Source organism: Streptomyces chumphonensis, from assembly GCF_014779715.1.
Classification (GTDB): domain Bacteria; phylum Actinomycetota; class Actinomycetes; order Streptomycetales; family Streptomycetaceae; genus Streptomyces; species Streptomyces chumphonensis.
The window spans coordinates 107,912-133,876 of record NZ_JACXYU010000011.1 but is presented as its reverse complement, the minus strand read 5'-3'; the positions used below and the strand labels follow the sequence as shown (position 1 = coordinate 133,876).

General features: G+C 72.8%; 22 protein-coding genes, 2 tRNA genes and 1 riboswitch. Of the genes, 14 read left to right on the top strand and 10 right to left on the bottom strand.

The window, feature by feature from the left end; translation table 11 throughout:
- Positions 1–46 precede the first annotated feature (46 nt).
- The 4 genes from IF129_RS19645 (at position 47) to IF129_RS19630 (ending at position 5,260) form a co-directional block, all read left to right on the top strand.
- A complete protein-coding gene (locus IF129_RS19645) occupies positions 47–3,028 on the top strand; it encodes a UPF0182 family membrane protein (protein WP_381479765.1) in 2,982 nt (993 codons plus the stop codon).
- Between the two features lie 64 nt (positions 3,029–3,092).
- Positions 3,093–3,166 (top strand) — tRNA-Met (locus tag IF129_RS19640).
- Positions 3,167–3,360: 194 nt separating this feature from the next.
- Positions 3,361–5,118 (top strand): tetratricopeptide repeat protein, encoded by a 1,758-nt coding sequence (locus tag IF129_RS19635; protein WP_381479764.1) that lies wholly within the window; start codon positions 3,361–3,363, stop codon positions 5,116–5,118.
- Between the two features lie 68 nt (positions 5,119–5,186).
- Positions 5,187–5,260, top strand: a tRNA-Met gene (locus tag IF129_RS19630).
- Positions 5,261–5,413: 153 nt separating this feature from the next.
- Here the strand turns inward: IF129_RS19630 and IF129_RS19625 are convergent.
- Positions 5,414–5,833 carry a Fur family transcriptional regulator gene (locus IF129_RS19625; protein WP_191211036.1) on the bottom strand — a complete coding sequence of 140 codons (420 nt, stop codon included), beginning with the start codon at positions 5,831–5,833 and terminating at the stop codon, positions 5,414–5,416.
- A gap of 157 nt (positions 5,834–5,990) precedes the next feature.
- Between IF129_RS19625 and IF129_RS19620 the strand changes: the two genes are divergently transcribed.
- The gene (locus IF129_RS19620; protein ID WP_191211035.1) at positions 5,991–7,457 is read left to right on the top strand and encodes a catalase; all 1,467 of its coding nucleotides are present in this window, start codon (positions 5,991–5,993) and stop codon (positions 7,455–7,457) included.
- Positions 7,458–7,599: 142 nt separating this feature from the next.
- On the opposite strand, the gene IF129_RS19615 is transcribed toward IF129_RS19620, so the two are convergent.
- Both IF129_RS19615 and hisN read right to left on the bottom strand, forming a co-directional pair.
- The gene (locus IF129_RS19615; RefSeq protein WP_191211103.1) at positions 7,600–8,019 is read right to left on the bottom strand and encodes a CBS domain-containing protein; all 420 of its coding nucleotides are present in this window, start codon (positions 8,017–8,019) and stop codon (positions 7,600–7,602) included.
- Between the two features lie 188 nt (positions 8,020–8,207).
- Positions 8,208–9,014, bottom strand: coding sequence for a histidinol-phosphatase (gene hisN, locus IF129_RS19610; RefSeq protein ID WP_191211034.1), 807 nt, complete (start codon positions 9,012–9,014; stop codon positions 8,208–8,210).
- Positions 9,015–9,188: 174 nt separating this feature from the next.
- Here hisN and IF129_RS19605 point away from each other — a divergent pair, with 174 nt between their 5' ends.
- Positions 9,189–9,791 carry a TetR/AcrR family transcriptional regulator gene (locus tag IF129_RS19605; protein ID WP_191211033.1) on the top strand — a complete coding sequence of 201 codons (603 nt, stop codon included), beginning with the start codon at positions 9,189–9,191 and terminating at the stop codon, positions 9,789–9,791.
- Between the two features lie 81 nt (positions 9,792–9,872).
- Here IF129_RS19605 and rsgA read toward each other — a convergent pair whose 3' ends face one another.
- The 3 genes from rsgA to IF129_RS19590 form a co-directional block, all read right to left on the bottom strand.
- Complete coding sequence (gene rsgA, locus IF129_RS19600; RefSeq protein WP_191211032.1) at positions 9,873–10,865, bottom strand: ribosome small subunit-dependent GTPase A; 993 nt, start codon at positions 10,863–10,865, stop codon at positions 9,873–9,875.
- A gap of 14 nt (positions 10,866–10,879) precedes the next feature.
- Positions 10,880–12,193, bottom strand: a complete 1,314-nt coding sequence (gene aroA, locus IF129_RS19595; RefSeq protein WP_191211031.1) for a 3-phosphoshikimate 1-carboxyvinyltransferase — start codon at positions 12,191–12,193, stop codon at positions 10,880–10,882.
- Positions 12,194–12,321: 128 nt separating this feature from the next.
- Positions 12,322–13,077, bottom strand: a complete 756-nt coding sequence (locus IF129_RS19590; protein WP_191211030.1) for a M50 family metallopeptidase — start codon at positions 13,075–13,077, stop codon at positions 12,322–12,324.
- A gap of 178 nt (positions 13,078–13,255) precedes the next feature.
- On the opposite strand from IF129_RS19590, the gene IF129_RS19585 reads away from it, so the two are divergent.
- The 8 genes from IF129_RS19585 to IF129_RS19550 all read left to right on the top strand — a co-directional run bounded on the left by IF129_RS19585 (position 13,256) and on the right by IF129_RS19550 (position 21,258).
- Positions 13,256–15,337 (top strand): glycosyltransferase, encoded by a 2,082-nt coding sequence (locus tag IF129_RS19585; protein WP_191211029.1) that lies wholly within the window; start codon positions 13,256–13,258, stop codon positions 15,335–15,337.
- Between the two features lie 66 nt (positions 15,338–15,403).
- Positions 15,404–16,219, top strand: a complete 816-nt coding sequence (locus IF129_RS19580) for an SOS response-associated peptidase (RefSeq protein WP_191211028.1) — start codon at positions 15,404–15,406, stop codon at positions 16,217–16,219.
- 35 nt (positions 16,220–16,254) lie between these two features.
- Entirely contained in the window at positions 16,255–16,929 is a 675-nt protein-coding gene (locus tag IF129_RS19575; RefSeq protein WP_191211027.1) for an alpha/beta hydrolase family protein, read from the top strand.
- A 262-nt stretch (positions 16,930–17,191) separates the two neighbouring features.
- The gene (locus IF129_RS19570) at positions 17,192–17,875 is read left to right on the top strand and encodes a sigma-70 family RNA polymerase sigma factor (protein WP_381479817.1); all 684 of its coding nucleotides are present in this window, start codon (positions 17,192–17,194) and stop codon (positions 17,873–17,875) included.
- Positions 17,872–18,249, top strand: a complete 378-nt coding sequence (gene rsrA, locus IF129_RS19565) for a mycothiol system anti-sigma-R factor (RefSeq protein WP_191211025.1) — start codon at positions 17,872–17,874, stop codon at positions 18,247–18,249. Before IF129_RS19570 ends, rsrA begins: the two co-directional genes overlap by 4 nt.
- A gap of 325 nt (positions 18,250–18,574) precedes the next feature.
- A complete protein-coding gene (locus IF129_RS19560) occupies positions 18,575–19,588 on the top strand; it encodes a tetratricopeptide repeat protein (RefSeq protein WP_191211024.1) in 1,014 nt (337 codons plus the stop codon).
- A gap of 108 nt (positions 19,589–19,696) precedes the next feature.
- The gene (gene def, locus IF129_RS19555) at positions 19,697–20,341 is read left to right on the top strand and encodes a peptide deformylase (protein WP_191211023.1); all 645 of its coding nucleotides are present in this window, start codon (positions 19,697–19,699) and stop codon (positions 20,339–20,341) included.
- 179 nt (positions 20,342–20,520) lie between these two features.
- Positions 20,521–21,258, top strand: a complete 738-nt coding sequence (locus IF129_RS19550; protein ID WP_191211022.1) for a D-Ala-D-Ala carboxypeptidase family metallohydrolase — start codon at positions 20,521–20,523, stop codon at positions 21,256–21,258.
- A 107-nt stretch (positions 21,259–21,365) separates the two neighbouring features.
- Here IF129_RS19550 and IF129_RS19545 read toward each other — a convergent pair whose 3' ends face one another.
- The 4 genes from IF129_RS19545 to IF129_RS19530 all read right to left on the bottom strand — a co-directional run bounded on the left by IF129_RS19545 (position 21,366) and on the right by IF129_RS19530 (position 25,963).
- A complete protein-coding gene (locus IF129_RS19545) occupies positions 21,366–22,322 on the bottom strand; it encodes a ribonucleotide-diphosphate reductase subunit beta (protein ID WP_224755278.1) in 957 nt (318 codons plus the stop codon).
- Positions 22,323–22,369: 47 nt separating this feature from the next.
- A complete protein-coding gene (locus IF129_RS19540) occupies positions 22,370–24,751 on the bottom strand; it encodes a ribonucleoside-diphosphate reductase subunit alpha (RefSeq protein ID WP_191211021.1) in 2,382 nt (793 codons plus the stop codon).
- A 122-nt stretch (positions 24,752–24,873) separates the two neighbouring features.
- Positions 24,874–25,035, bottom strand: a riboswitch (cobalamin riboswitch).
- A gap of 49 nt (positions 25,036–25,084) precedes the next feature.
- Positions 25,085–25,606, bottom strand: coding sequence for a GNAT family N-acetyltransferase (locus IF129_RS19535; protein WP_191211020.1), 522 nt, complete (start codon positions 25,604–25,606; stop codon positions 25,085–25,087).
- A gap of 156 nt (positions 25,607–25,762) precedes the next feature.
- Positions 25,763–25,963: a CstA-like transporter-associated (seleno)protein gene (locus IF129_RS19530; protein WP_191211101.1), complete on the bottom strand. Its 201-nt coding sequence runs from the start codon at positions 25,961–25,963 to the stop codon at positions 25,763–25,765.
- Positions 25,964–25,965 lie beyond the last annotated feature (2 nt).

Genomic DNA, 25,965 nt, shown 5'->3' with positions numbered 1-25,965 from the left:
TGAGCCCTGCCGTTACGGGGCCGCATCATCCATCGCGATCTTCGAGGTGCGCACCTTGGCTTTCCAGATGCCGGACCGGGGCTCAGGGGGCCCCACCGGGCCACGGATCAGAGTCGGCCAGCCATCCCGGCGCGCCAAGACGCTGCTGCTGACAGCAGGCGTACTGGCCGTGCTGGCCATGCTTTTCGTCATGTTCGCCGGGTTCTGGACCGACTGGCTGTGGTATCGGTCCCTGGACTTCACGACGGTCTTCACCACCACGTTGTGGACGAAGATCGGCCTGTTCGCCGTCTTCGGCGTCCTTATGGGCCTCGCGGTCGGGCTGAACATCTGGCTCGCGCACCGGCTGCGTCCGCCGCTGAGCGCGATGTCGATGGAGCAGCAGAGCCTCGACCGCTACCGGATGGCCGTCGCGCCGTTCAAGAAGTGGATACTGATCGGCGTCACCGCCCTGGTGGCCCTCATCGCCGGGGCCTCGGCCTCGGGCCAGTGGCGCACCTGGCTCATGTGGGTGAACGGCACCGCGTTCGGTGAGCAGGACGCGCAGTTCGGCAAGGACATCTCGTTCTTCGCCTTCGACCTGCCGTTCTACCGTTTCCTGCTGAGCTTCGGCTTCGCCGTGGTCGTCCTGTCGCTGATCGCCGCCGCGCTCGTGCACTACCTCTACGGCGGCCTCCGTCTGACGACGCCCGGCGCACGGGCCACGACGCAGGCCACGGGGCACCTGTCGGTGCTGCTCGGCCTCTTCGTCGCGCTGAAGGCCGTGGCCTACTGGCTGGACCGCTACGGGCTCGCGGTGAAGTCCAGCGACATCCGGGGCACAGACGACTGGACGGGGCTGCGCTACACCGACGCCAACGCCTACCTCCCGGCCAAGACGATCCTCTTCTTCATCGCCGGGATCTGCGCGCTGCTGTTCTTCGCGGCCCTGTGGCGCCGCACCTGGCAGCTGCCGATGATCGGTCTGGGGCTGCTGGTCCTGTCCGCCATCCTGATCGGCGGGCTCTACCCGGCGATCGTCGAGCGTTTCCAGGTCCAGCCGAACCAGCAGGCCAAGGAGACGCCGTACATCCAGAAGAACATGGAGGCCACGCGCCAGGCGTACGGCATCGACGGCGTCGAGTACCGGGACTACGAGGGCCAGTCCCAGGAGGAGGCCGAGGCCGACGAGGGGGAGACGCAGGAGAGGAACCAGCGGGAGCGGGACGCGGTGAGTGACACCGCCAGCATCCGGCTGCTGGACCCGAACGTCGTCTCTCCGGCCTTCCGCCAGTCGCAGCAGGTGCGCGGCTACTACACCTTCCCCGAGAACCTCGACGTGGACCGCTACGAGGGGCCCAACGGCGCGGAGCAGGACACGGTCGTCGGCCTCCGCGAGATCAACATCGCGGGCGTGCCCGAGGGCAACTGGATCAACAACCACTTCAAGTACACCCACGGCTACGGGGTCGTCGCGGCCAAGGGCACCGAGGTGGACTACGAGGAGGGCGGTGGCACCCCGGTCTTCACCGAGAGCGACCTGCCTCCCCAGGGCCAGCTCCCCGAATACCAGCCGCGTGTCTACTACGGCGAGAAGACGACGATGTACTCCATCGTCGGCGGGCCGCAGCAGGAGCTGGACTACGTCGCCGACGACCAGGAGAAGCTGTACACCTACGAGGGCAAGAGCGGCGTCGACATCTCCGGGACGTTCAACCGGGCGGCGTACGCCATGGCCTTCGGTGAGCCGAAGATCCTGTACTCCGGTGCCATCGGTGACGGTTCGCGCATCCTCTACAACCGCACGCCCAAGGAGCGGGTCGAGGCGGTCGCCCCGTGGCTGACGATCGACGGTGACCCGTACCCGGCCGTGGTCGACGGGAAGATCCAGTGGATCGTCGACGCCTACACGACGTCGAACGGCTACCCGTACTCCTCGCGCACGACCCTGGGGGACACCACCCAGGACGCGCTGACCGACGGCCAGCGCACGGTGCTCGCCCAGCAGGACCAGGTCAACTACATCCGCAACTCGGTCAAGGCCACCGTGGACGCCTACAGCGGTGAGGTGAAGCTGTACGAGTGGGACACCAAGGACCCGGTGCTGAAGACCTGGATGAAGGCGTTCCCCGGCACGGTCGAGCCGCGCTCGGAGATCAGTGAGAACCTGCTGGACCACCTGCGGTACCCGCAGGACCTGTTCAAGGTCCAGCGCGAGCTGCTGACGCGGTACCACGTGGAGAGCGCCAGCCAGTTCTACAGCGGCAGCGAGCGCTGGCAGATCCCGACGGACACGACACGGGACAACGAGCCCGTGCCGCCGTACTACCTCAGCATGAAGATGCCCGGTCAGGACGAGAAGAGCTTCTCGCTGACCACCACCTTCAACCCCAACAACAGGGAGACGCTGGGCGCCTTCATGGCGGTGGAGTCGGACGCCGAGACGGACGACTACGGGACGATCCGCGTGCTCAAGGTGCCGACGTCGATGGAGGTGTCCGGGCCGCAGCAGGTGCAGAGCCGGTTCAACTCCGATCCACAGATCGCCGAGTCCATCAACATCCTCGAAAGAGGCGACTCGGAGGTCGAGTACGGCAACCTGCTGACGATCCCCATGGACGACGGCATGCTCTACGTCGAGCCGTTGTACGTGCGCGGTGCGGACACCAACTACCCGCGTATGCGCAAGGTGCTGGCCGCCTACGGGGGCGAGATCGCCTACGAGGACACCCTGTCCGACGCGCTCAACGAGGTCTTCTCGGTCAGCGGCGAGGGCGAGCAGCCGGCGGAGCCGCGGCCCGAGCAGCCGGAGCAGCCGGAGGAGGAGCAGCCGGAGGAGGAGCCCGGTCAGCCGTCCGAGCCCGGTGATCCGACGGCTCTGGCCGAGGCGCTGCAGGACGCCCAGGACGCGTACGAAGCCGGAGAGCAGGCACTCCAGGAGGGTGACTGGGAGGCGTACGGCCGCGCCCAGGAGGACCTCCAGGACGCCCTGCGGCGGGCTGAGGACGCCGGGAGCGGCGGGGAGGACACCGGCGGCGGAGAGGCGTGACCGAGGGCACGCGGCCGTGCTGAAGGGGCCGCCCCGCGCCGTGGTAGTGTGGTCTACACAACGGCGCGGGGTGGAGCAGCTCGGTAGCTCGCTGGGCTCATAACCCAGAGGTCGCAGGTTCAAATCCTGTCCCCGCTACTGCACGGAAGGGCCCGGAGTCATCGACTCCGGGCCCTTCCGCTGTTCCGAGTCAATGAGGAGCGCCAACTCTTCCTCGCACGAAGGAGTTTGAACTCTCGTCATATCGGGAAGTCGACAAAACGCCGAAGCGACCTCTCGGGTTGCGGCATATCAGATGTACCCGGGTTGCAGGTGGTGCGACGATGGACGTTATGGGGGAGATGACGAGGCTTGACGGCGCGGAGCGCCGGGACGCCCCACATGTCGCCGAGGTCGATGACGCCCGGAACGTCCTCGCCGTCGCATCCGTGGCAGCGGCGCGAGCGACGTCCTCACCGGTCCACGGTGTGCCGGCGCTGAGCGCGCTCGGCGCGGACCTGCTGCGGCGGGGAGAGCTCGACGAGGCCGAGCCGCACCTGAGGGCTGCCGCCGCGGCGGGGGACCGGGCGGCCGTGAACAACCTGGGCGTCCTGCTGCACCAGCGTGGTCGCGCCGAGGATGCCGCCGCGTGCTGGCGCAGCGCGGCCGTGGCCGGATCCGCCGCCGCCGCTCACGCCCTGGGCAGGTACCACCGCGAGCGCGGTGACGAGTCCGCCGCGTGCTACTGGCTGCGGCAGTCGGCCGAGGCCGGGCACACGCTGGGCGCCTACGCCCTGGCCGACCTGCTCGACCACCGTGGCGAGGACGGTGCCGAGGCCTGGTTCAGGGCCGCCGCCGAAGGCGGCCACCGCGAGGCCGCCCACCGGGTCGCACTGCACCTGCTGACCGACTCCGACAGGGGCGCGCAGACGGCCGAACCGTGGTTCCGGCAGGCCGCCTCACGGGGTCACAGCGGTGCCGCGCTGCACCTCGGCGTGCTCCTGGAGGAGCGGGGCGACACCCGGGAGGCAGGACGCTGGTACCTGATCGCCGCCGGTGAGGGGGAGCCCGGCGCGGCGTGTGCGCTCGGCTTCCTGCTCCGTGACGCGGGCAACGAGGAGGCCGCGGAGGAATGGTGGCGCCGTGCCGCCCGCGAGGGTGACGGAAACGCCGCCAATGCTCTCGGTGCTCTCCACGCCGAACGGGGTCAGCGGCCGGAGGCGGAGCGCTGGTACGTGGCGGCCCTGGAGGCCGGTGACATCAACGGTGCCTTCAACCTCGGCCTGCTCTGCGCCGGCCAGGGCCGCGAGGCGCAGGCTGAGCAGTGGTACCGCAAGGCGGCCTACGCCGGGCACACCGAGGCGGCCAACGCCCTGGCCGTGCTCCTCCTCCAGCGGGGCGACACCGACGGTGCGGAGCCGTGGTTCTCCAAGGCCGCCGAGGGGGGCAGCGTGGACGCCGCCTTCAACCTGGGCATCCTGCACTCCGGTCGCGGGGCGCTGGACGAGGCCATGCGGTGGTACCGGCAGGCGGCCGAGGCGGGGCACGCGGAGGCCGCGCTGCAGGTCGGCGGCTCGCTCCTGCGCGAGGGCGACGAGAACGCGGCCGAGCACGTGCTGCGTCGTGCGGCGGAGGGCGGCAGCGTGGAGGGGGCGTTCCGGTTGGCCTCGCTGCTGGAGCACCGCAGCGCGGGCGGGCCGCCGCAGGAGGGTGTGCCGGAGTACGAGCGGTGGTACGCCGACGCGGCCGGGGCCGGTCACCGTCGGGCGCAGGTGCGGGTCGGCCTGTGTGCGGCCGCGCGCGGCGACGTCGTGGAGGCCGCGCGCTGGTACCGCACGGCGGCGGAGGAGGGCAGCTCCAGCGGTGCCTTCAACCTGGGACTGCTGCTGGTGCGCGAGGGTGCCGAGCCCGAGGCGGCGTTGTGGTGGGCCCGTGCGGCGGAGGCCGGCCACGGCCGGGCGGCGTTGCAGCTGGCGCTGCTCACGGCCCGGCGCAACGAGCTGGCCGAGAGCCGACGCTGGTGCGCCCGTGCGGTCGAGCTGGGCCCGGCCGCTGTGGCGGAGCGCGCCGCCCGGCTCAGCGACGCCCTGCACTCCGAGCTGTCCGCGTGAGCCGAACCCCGCCGTCGTCTTGATTTGCGCTGGTCGTCACCCCACGGCTAGAGTGAGGACCACAACGACGCGGGGTGGAGCAGCTCGGTAGCTCGCTGGGCTCATAACCCAGAGGTCGCAGGTTCAAATCCTGTCCCCGCTACTGCAAGCCGGTGGCCCGGAACCGCAAGGTTCCGGGCCACCGGCTTTTTCCACGCCTGGCCCGGGGCTCCGGCGCACGGGGTGGTGTGCGGCGGCGTCGGGTGAGGGTCTCCGGCCCGACGGAGGTGCCCGGTGCTCCGCTCGCCGAGGGGCGTTACGCCGCGGTGGCGCAGGTGGGGCACACACCCCGGTAGATCACGGACGCCTCGGAGATGCTGAACCCGTAGCGCTCGCTCTCGGGGAGGGAGCCCAGCGGATCCGAGGCCGGGTGCACGTCGCGGATGGTGCCGCAGCGGGAGCACACCAGGTGCTGATGGGTGTGGTGGGCGTTCGGGTCGTAGCGCTTGGCCCGCCCGTCCGTGCTGACCTCGATCACCTCGCCGAGCGCCACGAGTTCGCTCAGGGTGTTGTAGACCGTCGCGCGAGCGATCTCAGGAAGCTTCTCGGCGGCGCGGGCGTGCACCTCGTCGGCGGTGTAGTGCACGTGGTCACCGTCGAGGACCTCGGCGACGACGCGCCGTTGCGCGGTGAGCCGCCAGCCGCGATCGCGCAGTCGGTCCAGAAGGTCACTCATCGATTCCACCCATCGTTCAGGTGGGGCCAGCTTAACAGTGGCTCCCGCCTGGTCGGACACTGTACGAGTTTCATATTCATCTTGACTTGGATTGAGTCTAATGTAGGCTCGGCGTCGGCGACAGCCAAGGGACAGGACAGACGCAGGAGGCGTGAGAGTGACTGCTCAGAGCGAGACGACCGGTCCGCTGACCACGGAGGCCGGTGCTCCCGTCGCGGACAACCAGAACAGCCAGACGGCGGGCGTGGGCGGTCCCGTCCTGGTGCAGGACCAGCTCCTCCTGGAGAAGCTGGCCCACTTCAACCGCGAGCGGATCCCGGAGCGGATCGTGCACGCGCGGGGCGCCGGTGCCTACGGCACCTTCACCGTGACCGCCGACGTGACCCCCTACACCCGGGCGGCGTTCCTCTCCGAGATCGGCAAGCAGACCGAGGTCTTCCTGCGCTTCTCGACGGTGGCCGGGAACCTCGGCGCGGCCGACGCCGTCCGGGACCCGCGCGGCTTCGCGCTGAAGTTCTACACCGAAGAGGGCAACTACGACCTCGTCGGCAACAACACCCCGGTGTTCTTCATCAAGGACGCCATCAAGTTCCCCGACTTCATCCACACCCAGAAGCGCGACCCGTACACGGGCTCGCAGGAGGCGGACAACGTCTGGGACTTCTGGGGCCTGTCGCCGGAGTCCACGCACCAGGTGACCTGGCTCTTCGGTGACCGGGGCATCCCCGCCTCCTACCGCCACATGGACGGCTTCGGCTCCCACACCTTCCAGTGGACCAACGAGGCCGGCGAGGTCTTCTGGGTCAAGTACCACTTCAAGACCGACCAGGGCATCGAGTGCCTGACCCAGGACGAGGCCGACGTCCTCGCGGGCAAGGACCCGGACAGCCACCAGCGTGACCTGCGGGAGTCGATCGAGCGAGGCGACTACCCGAGCTGGACGGTCTCCGTCCAGATCATGCCGGCGGCCGAGGCCGCCTCCTACCGCTTCAACCCGTTCGACCTGACGAAGGTGTGGCCGCACGCCGACTACCCCTGCGTCGAGATCGGCAAGCTGGAGCTCAACCGCAACCCGGAGAACATCTTCGCCGAGGTCGAGCAGTCGATCTTCTCCCCGCACCACTTCGTGCCCGGTATCGGCCCCTCCCCGGACAAGATGCTCCAGGGGCGCCTGTTCGCCTACGGCGACGCGCACCGCTACCGCGTCGGCATCAACGCCGACCACCTGCCGGTCAACCGCCCTAAGGCCGGCGAGGCCCGCAGCCACGGGCGCGACGGCGTCATGTACGACGGCCGGCACGGCCGGGCGAAGAACTACGAGCCGAACAGCTTCGGCGGTCCCTTCGAGACCGGCCGCCCGCTGTGGGAGCCGCTGCCCGTCTCGGGGGTCACCGGCGAGCACGAGGCGCCGGCGCACGCCGAGGACGACGACTTCGTCCAGGCGGGCAACCTGTACCGGCTGATGTCGGAGGACGAGAAGGAGCGCCTGATCGGCAACCTGGCCGGCTTCATCGCCCAGGTCTCGCGCGACGACATCGCGCAGCGCGCCATCGAGAACTTCCGCCGGGCCGACGAGGACTACGGCAAGCGTCTGGAGGCGGCCGTCGGGGCGCTGCGTGGCTGACGCGCCACGCCACTGACCGCGGCGAGCGGTCGTCCGCCGCGGTCCAGGCCCTGCGCGGCGGGTCACCGCCGCCGCCAGGCCGGAGGGGCCGGACCCGCCACTCAGTGCGGTGTTCCGGCCCCTCCGGCGCGTTCGACCGCGCTCACACGGCGACGGCGCCGGGCCGGGCAGGATCCGGTGCGGCGCCGCTCGCCAGGGTCCAGCAGCGGACGATGTCGCGAACGGAGACGATGCCGACCGGTTCTCGGTCGTCGAGCACGATCAGGTGGCGGAAGCCGCCGCGGGTCATCGCTCCTGCGGCCTCCTCCAGCGTCCAGTCCGGTGAGGCGAACACCACGGCGGTCGTGGTGTGGGCGTGCGCGGTCTCCCGGTCGGGGTCCTGGCCGCAGCCCACGGAGTTGAGGACGTCGCGCTCGGTGAGGATGCCGAGCCCGCTGGTGTCGGTGTCGAACACCACCGCTGCGCCCACCCGGCGCCCCGCCATCAGGCAGGCCGCCTGGCGCAGGGTGTGGGTGGGCCCGATGGTGAGGACCAGGGTCGTCATGGCGTCGCGGACGAGGATGGGCATGGTCGTCGTGCCACCTCCTTGGCGGAGCCGGGAGCCGTCCTGTCGGCACGAGAACGGATTCACAAGCTCACAAGCGGGTGAGTCTTCATAGTCACACGCTCCCCGGCGCCCAACAAGACCGCGTGCGAGCCCGTCTGACGCCCGTTCCGACGAGAATCCGGCCACCCGGACCCTCCGACACGTCAACGGGCGGTGCGCCCCCCGAGATAGGCCAGCATCTCCTGGTGGAGGAGGCCGTTGGAGGCCGCCGCGTCACCGCTGTGCGGACCGGGTCGGCCGTCGAGCCCGGTGAACGTGCCTCCCGCCTCCTGCACGATGATCGCGTTCGCGGCCATGTCCCACAGGGACAGCTCGGGCTCGGCGCACAGGTCCACCGAGCCCTCGGCGACCATCATGTACGGCCAGAAGTCGCCGTAGGCGCGGGTGCGCCACACGGTGCGGGTCAGGTCGAGGAACCCGCCCAGCCGACCGCGCTCCTCCCAGCCGGAGAGCGAGGAGTAAGCGAACGAGGCGTCCCGCAGCCGGGCCACCCGGGAGACCTGCATCCGCGAGGCCGACGAGAGGCTGCGGCCGGTGTACGCCCCGCTGCCGAGCGCCGCCCACCAGCGGCGATGCAGCGCCGGGGCGGACACGACGCCCACGACCGGCCGGTCGCCGCCCTCACCGCGTTCCATCAGCGCGATGAGCGTGGCCCACACCGGCACGCCCCGCACGTAGTTCTTCGTGCCGTCGATCGGGTCGATGACCCACCGCCGGGGGCCGGAACCCTCGGTGCCGAACTCCTCGCCGAGCACGGCGTCCCGGGGCCTGGCCCGCTGCAGCGAGGAGCGCACCAGTTCCTCGGCGGCCTTGTCCGCCTCGCTGACCGGCGTCATGTCCGGTTTCGTCTCGACCTTGAGGTCCAGCGCCTTGAACCGCTCCATGGTGGCGGCGTCGGCGGCGTCGGCCAGGACGTGGGCGAGACGCAGATCATCGTGATAGTCCGGCATGATCGAACAGTATCCAGTGGGCGGTGGCCCGGCCACATGGGCCGTCCGTCCGGGCGCGTGCCCGTGTCGCGAGCGGGCACGGTGAACGGACGTCACCCTTCCGATGTCTTGACTTGCCCCGGCCCCGCCATGATCCTGTGCCGCACATCCGACGCGCGGCCAGGGGAGGGGATCATGCCGAGCGCCCGTGAGTCCTTGCTGATCGCCGCCCAGTCGGCCCTGGCGGCGCAGCCCTGGGCGACCGTGCGCATGGTCGAGGTCGCGGCGGCGGCCGGCGTCTCCCGGCAGACCCTCTACAACGAGTTCCGCACCAAGGAGGGCCTCGGTGCCGCCCTCGTGGCCCGCCAGGTCGACGGCTTCGTGACGGGCGCCGCCGACGCCGTCACCGCCGCCCGGCGCAGCGGCGGCGACCCGGCCGTGTGCTGCGCCGCCGCCGCCGTGTGGATCCTCTGCCGGGCGCGGGAGGAACCGCTGGTACGCGCCGCGCTCACCGGCTTCTGGAACTCGCGGTTGCCCCTCCCCGAGGTCCCGCCCGCGCAGGTGGTCGAGCGGCTGGCCGCCGGCATCCTCGACGCCCTGAGCGGTGAAGGGGGTGCCGAGCTGCGCCGCGCCTGCGAGGCGGGGCTGCGGCTGGCCCTCTCCTACGTCGTCGTACCGCCGACCGAACCGGACGCACCGGCCCGCGTCGCCGCCGTCGTCTCGGCGCTGCTCTCGGGCTCCTCCGTCCGAGGGGGCCTACCGGCCCCGGACGCGGGCCCGCCGACCCGTCGGCCATGAGGCCCCCACCGGGACTCCGCCCGGAGGGGCCAGCACCCGGGCCGTTCCCCCGCCCGCCTCTCCCGCGCGCCTCGACGATCCCTAGTCGCCCTCGCGGCGTTCCCGGGCGGCCAGCAGTCGGCGCAGGGAGTACAGCCGCGCCGGTTCGGCGTGGCCCTCGGTGACCCAGGCGTCCAACGCGCAGTCCGGCTCGTCGTGGCTGCACGCCCGGGGGCACCCCTCGGTGCCCGGTTCCAGGTCGGGGAAGGCGTGGATGACGCGGGACGGGTCCACGTGGTGCAGCCCGAAGGACCGCACGCCGGGGGTGTCGATGACCCAGCCCCCGCCGTCCGGAAGGGGCAGCGCCAGCGCCGACGTCGTCGTGTGGCGGCCGCGTCCGGTGACCGCGTTGACGTGCCCGGTGGCCCGGCTGCGCTCCGGTACGAGGGCGTTGACCAGAGTCGTCTTGCCGACGCCGGAATGGCCCACGAACGCCGTCACCCGGCCGTCGAGCAGGTGCCGCACCGCCGCGACGGGCTCGTCGTGCCGGGCGGCCACCGCGCGTACCCCCAGCGGGGCGTAGGCGGCCAGCAACTCCTCGGCGGGCGCGAGGTCGGCCTTGGTGAGGACGAGCAGCGGGTCGAGGCCGGCGTCGAAGGCCGCCACCAGGCAGCGGTCGATCAGCCGGGGGCGCGGCTCGGGGTCGGCGAGCGCGGTGACGATGGCCAGTTGATCGGCGTTGGCGACGACGACGCGTTCGTAGGGGTCGTCGTCGTCGGCCGTGCGGCGCAGCACGGACGTCCTCGGCTCCACCCGCACGATGCGCGCGAGGGTGTCCTTCTCCCCGGAGAGGTCCCCCACCACGGCGACCCGGTCGCCGACCACGACGCCCTTGCGGCCCAGCTCGCGGGCCTTCATCGCGGTGACCGTACGGCCGTCGACGAGCGTGGTGACGCGGCCCCGGTCCACGGTGAGGACGAAGCCCTCGGCCGCGTCCTCGTGCTTGGGCCGCAGGCGGGTCCGGGGCCGGCTGCCCCGGCGTCCGGGCCGGATCCGGATGTCGTCCTCGTCGGTGTGCTTGCCGTAGCGGCGCATGCCGGGCGCCGTCCTCAGCCGGGCATGCCGAGCATGGACCGCCACATGCCGGGGAAGTCCGGCAGGGTCTTGGCCGTCGTGGCCACGTTCTCCACCTCCACGCCCGGCACGACCAGGCCGAGCAGCGCCCCCGCCGTGGCCAGCCGGTGGTCGTCGTAGGTGTGGAAGACGCCGCCCCGCAGCGGGCGCGGGCGGATGCGCAGGCCGTCGGCGGTCTCGGTGACGTCGCCGCCGAGGCCGTTGATCTCCTTGGTCAGCGCGGCCAGCCGGTCCGTCTCGTGCAGCCGCAGGTGGGCGACGCCGCGCAGCACGGACTCCGACTCCGCGAGGGCCGCCACGGCGGCGATGCCGGGCGTCAGCTCGCCCACGTCGGACAGGTCGACGTCGATGCCGTGGATCGCGCCGGAGCCGGTGAACGTCAGCCCGCGCTCGTCGAGCTCGCACCGTCCGCCCATCGAGGTGAAGATCTCCCGCAGGGCGTCACCCGGCTGGGTGGTCTGCGTGGGCCAGTCCGGGACGGTGACCCGGCCGCCGGTCACGAGAGCGGCGGCCAGGAAGGGCTGGGCGTTGGACAGGTCGGGCTCGACCACCAGGTCACGGCCGAGCAGCGCGCCCGGAGTCACCCGCCACACGCCCGCCTCTCCGCCGGCCTCCGGGGTGTCGACCTGCGCTCCGGCCGCCCGCAGCATGTCCACCGTCATGCGGATGTGGGGCATCGACGGCAGCGTCTCGCCGGTGTGCCGCACCTCCACGCCCTGGTTGAACCGGGGACCGGACAGCAGCAGCGCGCTCACGAACTGGCTGGAGGACGAGGCGTCGATCGCCACCGGACCGCCGGTCAGCGAGCCGCCGCCGTGGACGGTGAGCGGCAGGGCGCCGCGGCCGTCGTCGTCGATCCGGGCGCCGAGGGTGCGCAGCGCGTCGATGACGCCGTGCAGCGGCCGCTCGTGCGAGCGTGGGTCGCCGTCGAAGTGGACGGGGCCGTCGGCCAGCGCGGCCACCGGCGGCAGGAAGCGCATGACGGTGCCGGCGTTGCCGACGTCCACGGTGGCCGGGCCGTGCAGGCCCGCCGGGATGATGCGCCAGGCCTCACCGGTGCCGTCGGGGCCGACGCCCTCCTCGATGCCGACGCCCATCGTGCGCAGGGCCTCGGCCATCAGGACGGTGTCCCGGGAGCGCAGCGGCCGCCTGATCCAGCCCGGGTCGGAGGCGAGCGAGGCCAGGACCAGTGCGCGGTTGGTCACCGACTTGGAGCCGGGCACGGTGACGTTGGCGTCGACGGCACCGGACGCGGACGGCGCAGGCCAAAGAGCAGCGGTGGCGGTCATGGGCCTCACTCTAGTGCGTGCGCCAAGGCGTCGGTCGTGCGCGCGTGCCCTCGCCGCGCGACGTCGCACGCGCTCACCCCGCGCTCACCCCGCGCTCACCCCGCGCCCGCCCCGGGGACGGCCGCCCCCTACAGCCCGAGCAGCCAGCTCCCGCCACCGACGAGGGAGCACAGCGCGACGGCGTGGAAGAAGAGCAGCCAGCCCAGCGGCGGCACGTTGGTCAGCCGGGCGAGCTGGTCGGCGTCGCTGTCGGGGGCACCGGCCGTGCCGGCGGCACCGGGGACGGCCGGCACGCGTCCCCGGTCCCGTCGGCGTCTGGCCTGGAGCTCGAAGACCGGCCGCGCGCCGCCCAGGAGGAGGAACCACACCACGGCGTAGGCGAACAGGGCCTGCACCTCGCCCGGCGTCAGCCAGGAGACGAGGATGAACACCGACCCCGTCGCGACGACGCTGAGGACGCCGTAGGCGTTCCTGACCATCACCAGCAGGGCCAGGAGCAGCGCGGTCGTCCCCCACAGCAGTGCGGTGATGCGCCCCGACTGCAGGAGCCACGCGCCGCCGAGCCCGAGCAGGGGCGGCGCCGTGTAACCGGCCGCGGCCGTGAGGACCATGCCGAGTCCCGTCGGCTTCCCCCGCGACACGGTGAGCCCCGAGGTGTCCGAGTGCAGACGTATGCCCTGGAGTTGACGTCCGGTCAACAGCGCCATCAACGCGTGGCCGCCCTCGTGGGCGATCGTGACGGCGTTGCGGGCGAACCGCCAGGAGCCGCGTATCCCCACGACGGCCAGCGCCACCAGGCCCGTGGCGATCACCAGCCACACCGCCGGAGCCTGCTGGGTACCGGTGACCCGGTCCCACATCTCGGTGACGTCGTCGATGCCCATGGGTTTCCTCTCCCGCTCCCGCCCGTCGCCCCACCTTGCCACGTCACCCGTGTGTGGCCGGCCTCGAAGAAAGATCCGGGCGGTGTCCTCAGCAACCTTCGGCGCTCCCGGGCGTAGCACTCCTTGCGGTAGCAGTCCGGACCGGCCACGGGCAGGCCGGAGAACAGGAGAGTGCCAGGTGAAGATCGCCTTCCTCCTCTACAACGCCTTCGGGATCGGCGGAACGATCCGCTCCACGGTGAACCTCGGCGGTGCGCTGGCCGCCGCCGGCCACGACGTCGAGATCGTCTCCGTGCACCGCACCCGGGACGCGCTGCGGCTCGACCTCGCCCCCGGTGTGCGGGTCCGCTCGCTCATCGAGTGCCGCCGGGGCGCCCCCGGCCACGACGGCGAACACCCCCACGCCGCCGAGCCCACCGCGCTGTGGGAGGACAGCGGCGTCAGCAACGGCCCCCTCGCCCCCACCCGACTGACGGACGAACGCGTCGCCGCCTACCTGCGGACGACCGACGCGGACGCCGTCATCGGCACCAGACCCGTGCTGAACGGCTACCTCGACCGCTACGGGACGTCGCGCTACGTGCGCGTCGGGCAGGAGCACCTCACCCACGACTTCCACAACCCGCAGCTGCGGGAGGACCAGAAGACCGCCGTCGCCGGACTCGACGCGTTCGTCACCGTCTCCGAGAGCGACGCCGCCCGCTACCGCGCGGTGCTGCCGGGCGTGCGCACCCGCATCCTGTGCATCCCCAACGCGGTGCCCGCCGTTCCGGTGGCCCCCACGGACGGCGGCTCGCGCACCGTCGTCGCGGCCGGCCGGCTCATCCCCGTCAAGCGCTACGACCGGCTCGTACGGGCCTTCGCCAAGGTCGCGGCCGACCGCCCCGACTGGAGCCTTCGGCTGTACGGGCGGGGCGCCGGGGCCGCGGGCCTGCGGGCCCTCGTGACCGAGCTGGGCCTCTACAACCAGGTGCGGCTCATGGGCGCGGTCACGCCGATCGAGACGGAGTGGGCCAAGGGCGCCATCGCCGCCGTCTCCTCCGACGCGGAGTCCTTCGGCATGACGATCGTCGAGGCCATGCGCTGCGGCGTCCCCGTCGTCTCCACCGACTGCCCCTTCGGGCCCCGGGAGATCATCACGCACGGACGGGACGGCCTCCTCGTCCCACCGGCCGGCGGGGAGGACGCGTTCGCCGGGGCCCTTCTGCGGCTCATCGACGACGCCACCGAGCGGCGTGCCCTCGGCGCCGCCGCCCGCGTCACCGCCCGCGCCTACGATCCCGACCGGATCGCCGAGCGCTACGTGCGGCTGCTGACGGAACTCCGGCCGTTGCGCCGGCGCGCGGCCGACGGCCTGCAACGGGCCGCCGCCACCGTGCGTCGCCGCACGCGCCGCACGCCGCCCGAGCCGCCGCCGGGCGCGGCGCCCGCCCCGCAGGCCCGCGCCGCCGCCACCCGCGACGGGGGCGTCGTCGTCCGGCTGGACCCGGCGGGTCTGCCGCCCGAGCCGCTGGACCTCGTCCTGCGCCGACGCGCGGACCCCGGGGGGCGGCAGATCGTCCTGCCCCTCGCGTCGCGCGCGGACACGGCGGACGGCCGGATCGAGGCCCTCGTCGAACCGGACGCCCACACGCTCGCCGAAGGCCGCTGGGACCTCTACGTGGCGCGGAGCGGCACGCGCCGGGTGCGCCGCGTGCGGTCGGAACTGGTGGAGACGGCCGCCCTGGTCACCCTCATGCCCCGGGCGACGGAGGCGGGAGTCGCCGCGTGGGTGCCCTACACCACCGCGCACGGCAATCTGAGCGTGCGGACGTGGCTGCGTCCGGCCCACGCCGAGGTGGAGCAGGTCGTCGTGGGGGAGGGGGCGACGGCCGTCACCGCCCGCCTGTTCGGCGCCGAGCCCGGGCCCGACGCCGTCCTGCTCGCCGCCTCCCGGCTCGGCGCCGCGCACGACTTCACCGTGCCCGCGCGGCCACTGGGCGGGGCCCGCTTCGCCGCGACGCTGCCCCACGGGGAGGCGCTGGCCCGACGCGGCGCGGCGCACGACCTGTGGGACCTGCGCCTGCTGCCCGCGCCCGGTGCCGCCCCGGCACCGCTCGGCCGCATCGGCGGCGACTCCGCCGACCGCCGCCGGACCGACGTCTACCCCGCCGTCGAAGTGCCGCACCCGCAGCGCGGAACGACCCGCGTGCGCCCGTACATCACCTTCCGCAACGAACTGGCCCTCAGCGCCCGCACCCTCACGCCCGAGACCACGTGACCCACCCACCGCGCCGGACCCCTCCGCCGCCCCCGCCCGTCGGAGCGCCGTGGCAGGCTTGCACGCATGTGCGGTAGGTATGCGGCGAGTCGGAGCCCGGAGGATCTGGTCGGGCTGTTCGATGTGCGCAAGTGGGAGCCGGAGGAGACGCTGGCGCCGGACTGGAACGTGGCGCCGACCAAGGACGTGCACGCTGTCCTGGACCGGCCGCTCAAGGGTGCGGAGAGTCGCGAGCCGGTACGTCAACTGCGCGTCCTGCGCTGGGGGCTGGTGCCGTCCTGGGCGAAGTCCCCCGAGCTGGGCGTCAAGATGATCAACGCCAGGGCCGAGACGGTGCACGAGAAGGCGGCGTTCCGGCGCGCGTTCACCTCCCGCCGGTGCCTGCTGCCCGCCGACGGGTACTTCGAGTGGGTGACGGGCCGGGGTGAGCTGGACCTGGAGCAGAGGGGCCGCAGGAAGCGGCCGAGGAAGCAGCCCTACTTCGTCACCCCGGTGGACGGTTCGGTCATGGCGCTGGCCGGGCTCTACGAGTTCTGGAAGGACACCACGCGCCCGGAGGACGACCCCCGGGCCTGGTGGGTGACGTGCACGGTGATCACCACGGAGGCGGAGACGGCCGAGCTGCCCGGCGCCGCGCCGGGCGGGCCGCGCTCGCTCGCGGACATCCACCCGCGTATGCCCGTCGCCCTCCCGGCGGACCGCTGGGACGCCTGGCTCGACCCGGGGCGTCACGACGAGGGCGAGTTGCGGGAGCTGCTCGGCGGCCTGCCGACGGGGCGGCACCGCGCCTACCCGGTGAGCACGGAGGTCAGCAACGTCCGCAACAACTCGCCCGAACTGGTGAGGGAGCTGGAGGCTCCCGAGGAGGAGACGCTGTTCTGACGGGCCTGCCGCGCGTGCCGTGGTCTGATGGCGGCATGAGCGGCCAGGAACCCGATGAAAGCCCCGAGCACCCCGTGAGCGAGATCACGACGCCCGCCGGGCCCGCCCGCGTCACCTGGCACCGGGCCCCCGGGGCGCGCCGGGTCCTGGCCCTCGGGCACGGTGCCGGAGGCGGCATCGAGGCCCGGGACCTGGCGGCCCTGGCGGCGGCCCTGCCCGCCCACGGGGTGACGGTGGCCCTGGTGGAGCAGCCCTGGCGGGTGGCGGGCCGGAAGGTGGCCCCCGCCCCGAAGACGCTGGACGCGGCCTGGACGGCCCTGTGGCCGGAGCTCGCCGCCGAGGGCCCGCCCGTGGTGGCGGGGGGCCGCAGCGCGGGGGCCCGGGTGGCGTGTCGCACGGCCCGGGGGCTGGGGGCGGTCGGCGTGGTGGCGCTGTCCTTCCCGCTGCATCCGCCGGGTCGGCCGGAGAAGTCGCGGGCGGAGGAGCTGCTGGGCGCCGGGGTGCCGGTCCTGGTGGTCCAGGGCGGGCGTGACCCGTTCGGGCGGCCGGAGGAGTTCCCGCCCGGGACGGAGGTCGTCGAGGTGCCCGCCGCCGACCACGGGTTCGCCGTGCCCCGCAGGGCGAAGGCCGGGCAGCCGGGGTCCTCCGGGCAGGACGCCGCGACCGCGCTGATCGTGGACGCCGTGACCCGGTGGCTGGGCCGGGAATGATCCCGGCGGCGGCGCTGTTGTGACGGATTGCCGGGCCGGAAGGCCGGGCGCCCGACCGCAGGACGTCACCGAGGCACCAGGAGAGGAAGCCGCCCCCATGGGTTCAGTCGCTTGCCCGCAGCGTCCCCAGGCCGTCGACATGGACTGGGCCACGCTCGCGCTGGCCGGTGCCGTGAGGATTGAGGCGGCGAATGACGTGGAACGTCGTCTATTCTCCGGTTCGAGCGGGTCCGACGAAGGGCTCGCGGCCGCTACGGAGGAGGTGGGTCCGGTCACGGGCACCGAGGACGGTACGGAGCGCCTACCGCGGGAGACCGACGCCGAGCGCAACGCACGCTTCGAGCGGGACGCCCTCGGCTTTCTCGACCAGATGTACTCCGCCGCGCTGCGCATGACGCGCAACCCGGCGGACGCCGAGGACCTCGTGCAGGAGACGTACGCGAAGGCGTACGGCTCGTTCCACCAGTTCCGTGAGGGCACGAACCTCAAGGCGTGGTTGTACCGGATCCTGACCAACACCTTCATCAACTCCTACCGCAAGAAGCAGCGGGAGCCGCAGCGCAGCGCGGCGGAGGAGATCGAGGACTGGCAGTTGGCCCGTGCCGAGTCGCACATGTCCACGGGGCTGCGCTCGGCGGAGTCCGAGGCGCTGGACCACCTGCCCGACTCGGACGTGAAGGAGGCCCTCCAGGCCGTGCCGGAGGAATTCCGCATCGCGGTCTACCTCGCGGACGTCGAGGGCTTTGCCTACAAGGAGATCGCCGACATCATGGGTACGCCGATCGGCACCGTGATGTCCCGGCTGCACCGCGGCCGCCGTCAGCTGCGCGGGATGCTGGAGGACTACGCCCGCGAGCGCGGCCTCGTCCCCGCGGGGGCGGCAGCGGCGACGGCCGGTTCCGGGGGGTTCGACGAAGCGCACGACCGGAAGGGCTCGGGCTCATGAGCTGCGGAGATCCGCACGAGACGGACTGCTCAGAGGTCCTGGACCACCTGTACGAGTACCTGGACCAGGAAATGCCGGACGCCGATCGCGAGAAGTTGGCGGAGCACTTCGACGAGTGCTCTCCGTGTCTGGAGAAGTACGGCCTGGAGCAGGCGGTGAAGAAGCTCGTCAAGCGCTGCTGCGGCCACGACGACGTCCCCACGGATCTGCGCTCGAAGGTGATGGGGCGGATCGACCTGATCCGGGCCGGCGACGCCGTGCCGGACCAGGCGGTGCTGGACACCTCCGGATACGTCCACGGCGCGTCGGCCACCGAGCCGGGCGACGAGGGTGGAGCCGGGCCGGCGTCCTCCGTCCGTCCCCACCTGCGCTGACGTACCCGTTCGGCCGTCCGCGCCGCGTCCGGGGCCGCCGCCTCCCGCCCCCGCAGGGGTCCGGGTCGCCCGGCCCGCACCCCGCTCCCAGCCCTCCCCGTCCGACGCACGTCCTGTCGCGCCCCGCGTGCGGCTGGAGCAAGCTGACCGTGTAAGGACCCGAAACCCGTGAGGAACGGTCCGGCCGTCGGGTAATGAGCACGTGCGGGAGCGGGCATGGTTGGATGCGGGGGCAGAGCTCCGCAGGGCTCCCCACGGCCCCTGCACGCGGCGCCCTCGACCGGTAGACGCCACCATCGACAGGCGGGAATCAGGCGGGATCATCGTGAAGATCTTCGGCAGGGCACGGCACCGGCCGTCCACCGACTGGCGGCTGGCCACCGACCGCGCGTTCACCCTGATCGGTGACGGCCGGTACGAGGACGCGGGCGAACTGCTGACGCGCGCCGCCGACATGGAGCCGTGGCTCTCCGAGTCCTGGTTCAACCTCGCCCTGCTGCACAAGTTCCGGCACGACTGGGAGCAGGCCCGCACCGCAGGGCTGCGGGCGGTCGCCCTGCTGGAGCGGGCGGCCGGTGCTCCGGACTGGTGGAACGTCGGTATCGCCGCCACCGCGCTGCAGGACTGGCCGCTGGCCCGCCGCGCCTGGCAGGCGTACGGACTGAAGGTGCCCACGGACGCGTCCGACGCCGGGGCCACCGGCGAGCCGACGGGGATGGAGTTGGGCAGCGCGGCGCTGCGGCTCTCCCCGGAGGGCGAGTCGGAGGTCGTGTGGGGCCGCCGGCTGGACCCGGCGCGGATAGCCGTGCAGTCGATCCCGCTGCCCTCGTCCGGACGCCGCTGGGGCGAGGTGGTGCTGCACGACGGCGTCCCGCACGGGGAGCGCACGCTGAACGGCACCGGGCGGCCCACGGCCTTCCCGGTCTTCGACGAGATAGAGCTGTGGGCGCCTTCCCCCGTCCCGACGTGGGTCGTCCTGCTGGAGGCGGCCACCGAGGCGGACCGGGAGGCGCTGGAGCGGCTCGCCGCCGACGCGGGCTTCGCCGCCGAGGACTGGTCGTCGTCCGTGCGCCTGCTGTGCCGCTCCTGCTCGGAGTCGCGGATGCCGAGCGACGAGGGCGACGGCACCGCTCCCCGGCACGATCCGCACGATCACAGCGAGCCCGGCCAGCCCGGCCCGCTCGGCCACATGACGGCCGGAGGCCCCGGCCAGGTGTGGATCCCGGAGCGGGAGTGCGGCCTGGCCGCGCCCGCCTCGCTCGTGCGCGGCCTGCTGGACAGCTGGGTGGCCGACAGCCCGGACACCCGCGAGTGGCGGGACCTGGAGGAGGTCTGCTGACGCCGTCCGCGCGGCCTGGCGGGAAGCCGACGGTGCGGGCGGTGGCACGCCCGGCTCCCCGTACCCTGTAGGGCGGAAGAGCAGGCTGTGAGGAAGGCGAACGGCGGCATGAGCCAGCAGCAGGACACCCGGCCGGAGCCGGCGGGCGCCGAGGACGCGGAGTTCGTGGTCGACACCGAGGACTGCGAGGCCCGGGAGCAGGCGCACCGCGAGCGTGGCACGGCCCGGCCGATCACCGTGGTGGGCAACCCGGTGCTGCACCGTGAGTGCCGGGACGTGACGGAGTTCGGCGAGGAGCTCGCCGCGCTGGTGGACGACATGTTCGCGTCCCAGCGGGCCGCCGAGGGCGTGGGCCTGGCCGCCAACCAGATCGGTGTGGACCTGAAGGTCTTCGTCTACGACTGTCCGGATGACGACGGCGTGCGCCACGTCGGCGTGGTGTGCAACCCGGTGCCGGTCGAGCTGCCCGCCGAGCGGCGCCGGCTCGACGACAGCGGGGAGGGCTGCCTTTCGGTGCCGGGCGCCTACAGCGAGCTGGCCCGTCCCGACTACGCCGAGGTGACCGGTCAGGACGTGCACGGCGCGCCGATCCGCGTGCGGGGCACCGGCTACTTCGCGCGGTGCCTCCAGCACGAGACCGACCACCTCTACGGGCGGCTGTACATCGACCGGCTCTCCAAGCGGGAGCGCAAGGACGTGCTGAAGCAGATGGCCGAGTCGACTCCGCGCTACGAGACGGTGCCGAACCCGTAGCCGGGCCGAGCGACCGGCCGTCCAGGGTCGGCCGGTCCGCGACGACCCACCTCGTCGGTGACCGTCGGTGTCGACGGTCACCGGCCGCGGATCGCGTGGACGTGCCGTCAGAGGGCCGTCCATTGGCATTCCCCCGTCGTTGTTGACGGGTACAACCGGCTCGGCCACGCTCTTCAGTCATGCGCAGACGACTGGTCAGAACCGTTCTTGCACTTGTCATGTTCGCAGCAGCTACGATCACCGGAACCGTCGCCACGGCGGGTACGGCCCACGCCGACGCCTGCTACACGTGGAACCGCACGCTCCGGCAGGGTGACTCGGGCTCCGACGTCCGCCAACTCCAGATCCGCGTGGCCGGCTACCCCGGCTACGGCAACGTGCTCGCCATCGACGGCGCCTACGGGCCCGCGACGGCCGCCGCCGTCAAACGCTTCCAGTCCGCCTACGGGCTGTCCGCCGACGGTGTCGCCGGCTCGCAGACGTTCAGCAAGATCTACGCCCTCCAGGAAGCCGACTGCTCACCCGCGCACTTCGACTTCGCGGAGCTGAACCGCTGCAACTCCAGCTGGAGCGGTGGCGCCGTCAGCGCGTCCACCGCGCGGGAGAACGCCAAGCGCACCATGTGGAAACTGGAGGCCATGCGGCACGCGCTCGGCGACCAGCCCATCCGCGTCACCAGCGGCTTCCGCTCCTACGCCTGCAACAGCGCCGTCGGCGGGTCGTCGAACAGCCGCCACCTCTACGGCGACGCGGCCGACCTCGGCTCCGGCTCGCACTCCCTGTGCACGCTGGCCCGCCAGGCCCGCTACCACGGCTTCCGGGGCATCCTCGGCCCCGGCTACCCCGGCCACAACGACCACACCCACCTCTCACACCGCTCCAGCCGCTTCTGGTCGGCCTCCAGCTGCGGGATCTGACCTCGGCGGACCGTCGGCACCGGCCCGTGCCGGGCGGGGAGGCAGCCCCCGCCCGGCACGCTCACGTGACCGACCGACGGATGAGACGCGCCCGCGGCGGCGCCCGCTCAGAAGTCGTCGTCGAACGACACCGAGCCCTCCACCGCCACCTGGTACGCGGAGGGGCGCCGCTCGAAGAAGTTCGTCAGCTCCTGCACGTCCTGCAGCTCCATGAACGAGAACGGGTTGCGGGAGCCGTACACCGGCGGCAGCCCCAGCCGCACGAGCCGCTGGTCGGCGACGCACTCCAGGTACGCCCGCATCGCCTCGGTGTTCATGCCGGGCAGGCCGTCGCCGCACAGGTCGCGGGCGAACTGCAGCTCGGCCTCCACGGCTTCCCGGAGCATCGCGGTGACCTGTTCTGCCATCTCCTCGTCGAAGAGGTCGGGCTCCTCCTCCCGCACGGTGTCCACCACCTGGAAGGCGAAGTCCATGTGGCAGCTCTCGTCGCGGAAGACCCAGTTGGTCCCGGTCGCGAGGCCGTGCAGCAGGCCGCGCGAGCGGAACCAGTACACGTAGGCGAAGGCACCGTAGAAGAACAGCCCCTCGATGCAGGCCGCGAAGCAGATCAGGTTGAGCAGGAAGCGGCGGCGGTCCGCCCGCGTCCGCAGCTCCCCGAGGTCCTCCACCGACTCCATCCACCGGAAGCAGAACCGCGCCTTCTCCCGGATCGACGGGATGCGCTCGACCGCCGCGAACGCCTCGGCGCGCTCGTCGGGATCGGGCAGGTAGGTGTCCAGCAGCGTCAGGTAGAACTGGACGTGCACGGCCTCCTCGAACAGCTGCCGCGACAGGTAGAGGCGCGCCTCGGGGGAGTTGATGTGCCGGTAGAGGGTCAGCACGAGGTTGTTGGCGACGATGGAGTCACCCGTCGCGAAGAACGCCACCAGGCGTCCGATGAGGTGCTGCTCCTCGGCGGAGAGCTTCGCGAGGTCGGCCACGTCGGAGTGGAGATCGACCTCCTCCACGGTCCAGGTGTTCTTGATCGCGTCCCGGTAGCGGTCGTAGAAGTCCGGGTAGCGCATGGGGCGCAGCGTCAGCTCGAAGCCGGGGTCGAGCAGGTTCTGGGCGGTCACTGGCAGGCCTCGCAGGACTCGGGGTTCTCCAGCGAGCAGGCGTCGGCGTCGGACGCCCGCGCGGGAGCGGGGACGGGAACGGGGGTGGGGACGGAGGCCGGGGCCGGTGCGGCCGTCGCCTCGGCGCCCCGGGCGGACGGCGCGATGCGCGTCGCCGGACGGGAGCGCAGGTAGTACGTCGTCTTGATGCCGCGCTTCCACGCGTAGGCGTACATCGAGCTGAGCTTGCCGATGGTGGGGGCGGCAAGGAACAGGTTCAGGGACTGGCTCTGGTCCAGGTACGGGGTGCGGTCGGCCGCCATGTCGATCAGCGTGCGCTGGGGGATCTCCCACGCCGTGCGGTACAGCTCGCGCAGTTCCTCCGGCAGTCCGGGCAGCTCCCGCACCGAGCCGTTCGCCTCGCGCAGCGCCCTGCGGGTCTCCTCGTGCCAGTGGCCCAGCCGCTTCAGGTCCGCCACCAGGTAGGCGTTGACCTGGAGGAACTCCCCGCTGAGCGTCTCGCGCTTGAACAGGTTGGACACCTGCGGCTCCGCGCACTCGTAGACGCCCGCGATGGAGGCGATGGTGGCGGTCGGCGCGATCGCCAGCAGCAGGGCGTTGCGCAGACCCGTACGGGCGACGCGCTCGCGCAGCGCCCGCCACCGCTGCGGCCAGGCGGGCTCGGCGTCCGGGTAGTGGTCGGGGTGCAGCACGCCGCGCGCGGCACGGGTGTCCTCCCAGGCCGGCAGCGGGCCGTGCCGCTCGGCCAGTTCGGCGGAGCGCTCGTAGGCGGCCAGCATGATGCGCTCGGAGATCCGGGTGGACAGCTCCCGGGCCTCCGGCGAGCCGAAGGGCAGCCGCATCCGGAAGAACACGTCCTGCAGGCCCATCAGGCCGAGCCCGACCGGACGCCAGCGGGCGTTGGACCGGGCCGCCTCGTCGGTGGGGTAGAAGTTGACGTCGACCACGCGGTCCAGGAACGTCACGGCCGTGCGGACGGTCGCGTCCAGCCGCTCCCAGTCCATGCGGTCGTCGGCCGTCAGGTGGGCGGCGAGGTTGACGGAGCCGAGGTTGCACACGGCCGTCTCGCCGTCGTCGGTGACCTCCAGGATCTCCGTGCAGAGGTTGGAGGAGTGGATGACGGTGCCGGGCCGGGCGGTCTGGTTCGCCGTCCGGTTGGCGGCGTCCTTGAACGTCATCCAGCCGTTGCCGGTCTGGGCCAGCGTGCGCATCATCCGCGCGTACAGCTGCCGGGCGGGGACGGTGCGCACCGCCAGCCCGGCGGCCTCGGCCGCGCGGTAGGCGGCGTCGAACTCCTCGCCCCACAGGTCGGGCAGGTGCGGCACGTCCACCGGGGAGAAGAGCGACCACTCCTCGTCGGCCTCCACGCGGCGCATGAACGCGTCCGGGATCCAGTGCGCCAGGTTGAGGTTGTGGGTGCGGCGGGCCTCCTCGCCGGTGTTGTCCCGCAGTTCGAGGAACTCCTCGACGTCCGCGTGCCAGGTCTCCAGGTAGACGCAGGCCGCGCCCTTGCGCCGACCGCCCTGGTTGACGGCCGCCACCGAGGAGTCCAGCGTGCGCAGGAACGGCACGATCCCGCCCGAGTGCCCGTTGGTGCCCCGGATCAGCGAACCCCGGGCCCGCACCCGCGTGTACGACAGCCCGATCCCGCCGGCGTGCTTCGAGAGGCGTGCGACCTGGTGGTAGCGCTCGTAGATCGAGTCCAGCTCGTCCCGGGGGGAGTCCAGGAGGTAGCAGGACGACATCTGCGGGTGGCGCGTGCCGGAGTTGAACAGGGTGGGGGAGGAGGGCAGGTAGGCCAGGGAGCTCATGAGCCGGTACAGCTCCGCGACCTCGTCGAGCGCCTGCGCGCTCTCGCCCGCCAGGCCGCAGGCGATGCGCAGCATGAAGTGCTGCGGCGTCTCCAGGACGCGGCGGCTGACGGGGTGGCGCAGCAGGTAGCGGGAGTGGACGGTCCGCAGTCCGAAGTACTCGAACCGGTCGTCGGCGCCCTCGGCCACGGCACGCTCCACCAGGGCGTCGAGCGCGGCGGCGTGGGCGCGGACGAAGGCGGCCGTGGCGTCGGCGAGGAGCCCGGCCGCGTGTCCGGCGGCCACGGACGCCGAGAAGGACACCGCACCCTCCTCGGCCGCCTCCCGGCGGATGGACAGCGTCAGCAGCCGGGCGGCCAGCCGGGAGTGCTGCGGCTCCTCGCCGATGAGCCCGGCGGCCGCCTCCACGGCCAGCGCGTGCAGCTCGCCCTGCCCTGCGGCGCGACGGGCCCCCCGCAGCGCCGCCTCGGCGACCGCGGCGGGTGAGACGGCGGGCAGGTCGGCCGTCAGCTCCGTCAGCGTGCGCGACAACTCGGCCGACGCGGGTTCCGCGGGTGCGATGGTCACGGGGTGTGCTCTCCCTCGCTGTGCGGGGCCGCGCGGGAGGCGGGCAGGCGCACACGGGCCGACCGCCGCTGCGGGCGGAGCACACCGTGGAACGTCCCCCGGCCCATTCCACGAGGCCCGGACGAATCGTTGCGCCGTCGGCAGGTACTCGGGCTCGCGCGGCGCCCTGCGGCACCGCGCACACCGTTGCGGGACAGCTCCGGACTTCCACCGGATTCCCCTGCTGCGACAGCGGGTCGAGCATACATGTGGGGGTGCCGGCTGCCGGCACCCCCACATGTTGTGTCTCTCGGCGTCGCGCACCGAAGGCGGCGGTGAGGAGGCGTCAGCGCCTCACGCGCCCAGCTCCCGCGCGAACGTCCACAGGGGGCCGAAGCCGGGCAGCGGCTCCCAGTCCCGCTCGGGCGTGCGGACGAAGCCGAGGCGACGGTAGAGCCGGTGCGCGGGCTCCATCCCGGCCTGGCTGGAGAGCACCAGCCGGGCGAGCCCCCGCGCCCGCGCCCGGTCCACGCAGGCGCGGACCAGCGCCTCGCCGGCGCCGCGCCCCCGTCCCTCGCGACGGACCGCCAGCATCCGGAACTCGCCCTCGCCCGGCCCGGCCAGATCGGCGTACGGACCGCCCTCGCCGACGAAGGCGACGGCACCCAGCACCTCGCCGTCGCGCTCGTCGGCGGCGACCAGCACCTCGGCGTGGAGCGAGCGCCGCCGGACGTCCCGCAGCTCCGCCAGGTACGGGTCCTCCTCCCCGAAGTCCAGCAGCCCGTCGCCGAGGTAGGCCTCGGCGGTCAGCTCCCCGATGGTGTCCAGCTCCTCCGGGCGCGCGGGGCGGACGGTGAGATCCGTGGTGACGTCCATGGGACCAGTCTCCTCCACGGCCGGGACATCGTGCGGCTCTTTTCGAACACGCTCCCGGCCACGGCCCCGCGCCGCACGGCGCGGGGCGGTGTGGCACGCCCCGGACGCCGGTGGGCCGCCGCCGTGGGGGATCGGCGGCCCACCGGCGGGCCGGGGTCAGCAGCAGCGGAAGCCCTCGCGGGGGTCGGCCTCGCGGGCGTCCGTCCGGCGGCGTTCGAAGGCCCGGCGGCTGAGCACCGGGGCGTTCGGGTCGTGGGCGCGCGCGTGGGCGACGTAGCGGTCGTAGGCGGCCTCCCCCGTCGCCTCACGCCAGTACCACCGGGTGCGGGCGGCCAGCGCCCGCACCCGTGCCGGCAGGC

Bases quoted from the DNA above. Each gene is read 5' to 3' on its own strand.
- IF129_RS19635 (WP_381479764.1), top strand. From the start codon at position 3,361: ATGGGGGAGATGACGAGGCTTGACGGCGCGGAGCGCCGGGACGCCCCA.
- IF129_RS19625 (WP_191211036.1), bottom strand. From the start codon at position 5,833: ATGAGTGACCTTCTGGACCGACTGCGCGATCGCGGCTGGCGGCTCACC.
- hisN (WP_191211034.1), bottom strand. From the start codon at position 9,014: ATGCCGGACTATCACGATGATCTGCGTCTCGCCCACGTCCTGGCCGAC.
- IF129_RS19605 (WP_191211033.1), top strand. From the start codon at position 9,189: ATGCCGAGCGCCCGTGAGTCCTTGCTGATCGCCGCCCAGTCGGCCCTG.
- rsgA (WP_191211032.1), bottom strand. From the start codon at position 10,865: ATGCGCCGCTACGGCAAGCACACCGACGAGGACGACATCCGGATCCGG.
- aroA (WP_191211031.1), bottom strand. From the start codon at position 12,193: ATGACCGCCACCGCTGCTCTTTGGCCTGCGCCGTCCGCGTCCGGTGCC.
- IF129_RS19590 (WP_191211030.1), bottom strand. From the start codon at position 13,077: ATGGGCATCGACGACGTCACCGAGATGTGGGACCGGGTCACCGGTACC.
- IF129_RS19580 (WP_191211028.1), top strand. From the start codon at position 15,404: ATGTGCGGTAGGTATGCGGCGAGTCGGAGCCCGGAGGATCTGGTCGGG.
- IF129_RS19575 (WP_191211027.1), top strand. From the start codon at position 16,255: ATGAGCGGCCAGGAACCCGATGAAAGCCCCGAGCACCCCGTGAGCGAG.
- rsrA (WP_191211025.1), top strand. From the start codon at position 17,872: ATGAGCTGCGGAGATCCGCACGAGACGGACTGCTCAGAGGTCCTGGAC.
- def (WP_191211023.1), top strand. From the start codon at position 19,697: ATGAGCCAGCAGCAGGACACCCGGCCGGAGCCGGCGGGCGCCGAGGAC.
- IF129_RS19550 (WP_191211022.1), top strand. From the start codon at position 20,521: ATGCGCAGACGACTGGTCAGAACCGTTCTTGCACTTGTCATGTTCGCA.
- IF129_RS19545 (WP_224755278.1), bottom strand. From the start codon at position 22,322: ATGCGCTACCCGGACTTCTACGACCGCTACCGGGACGCGATCAAGAAC.
- IF129_RS19535 (WP_191211020.1), bottom strand. From the start codon at position 25,606: ATGGACGTCACCACGGATCTCACCGTCCGCCCCGCGCGCCCGGAGGAG.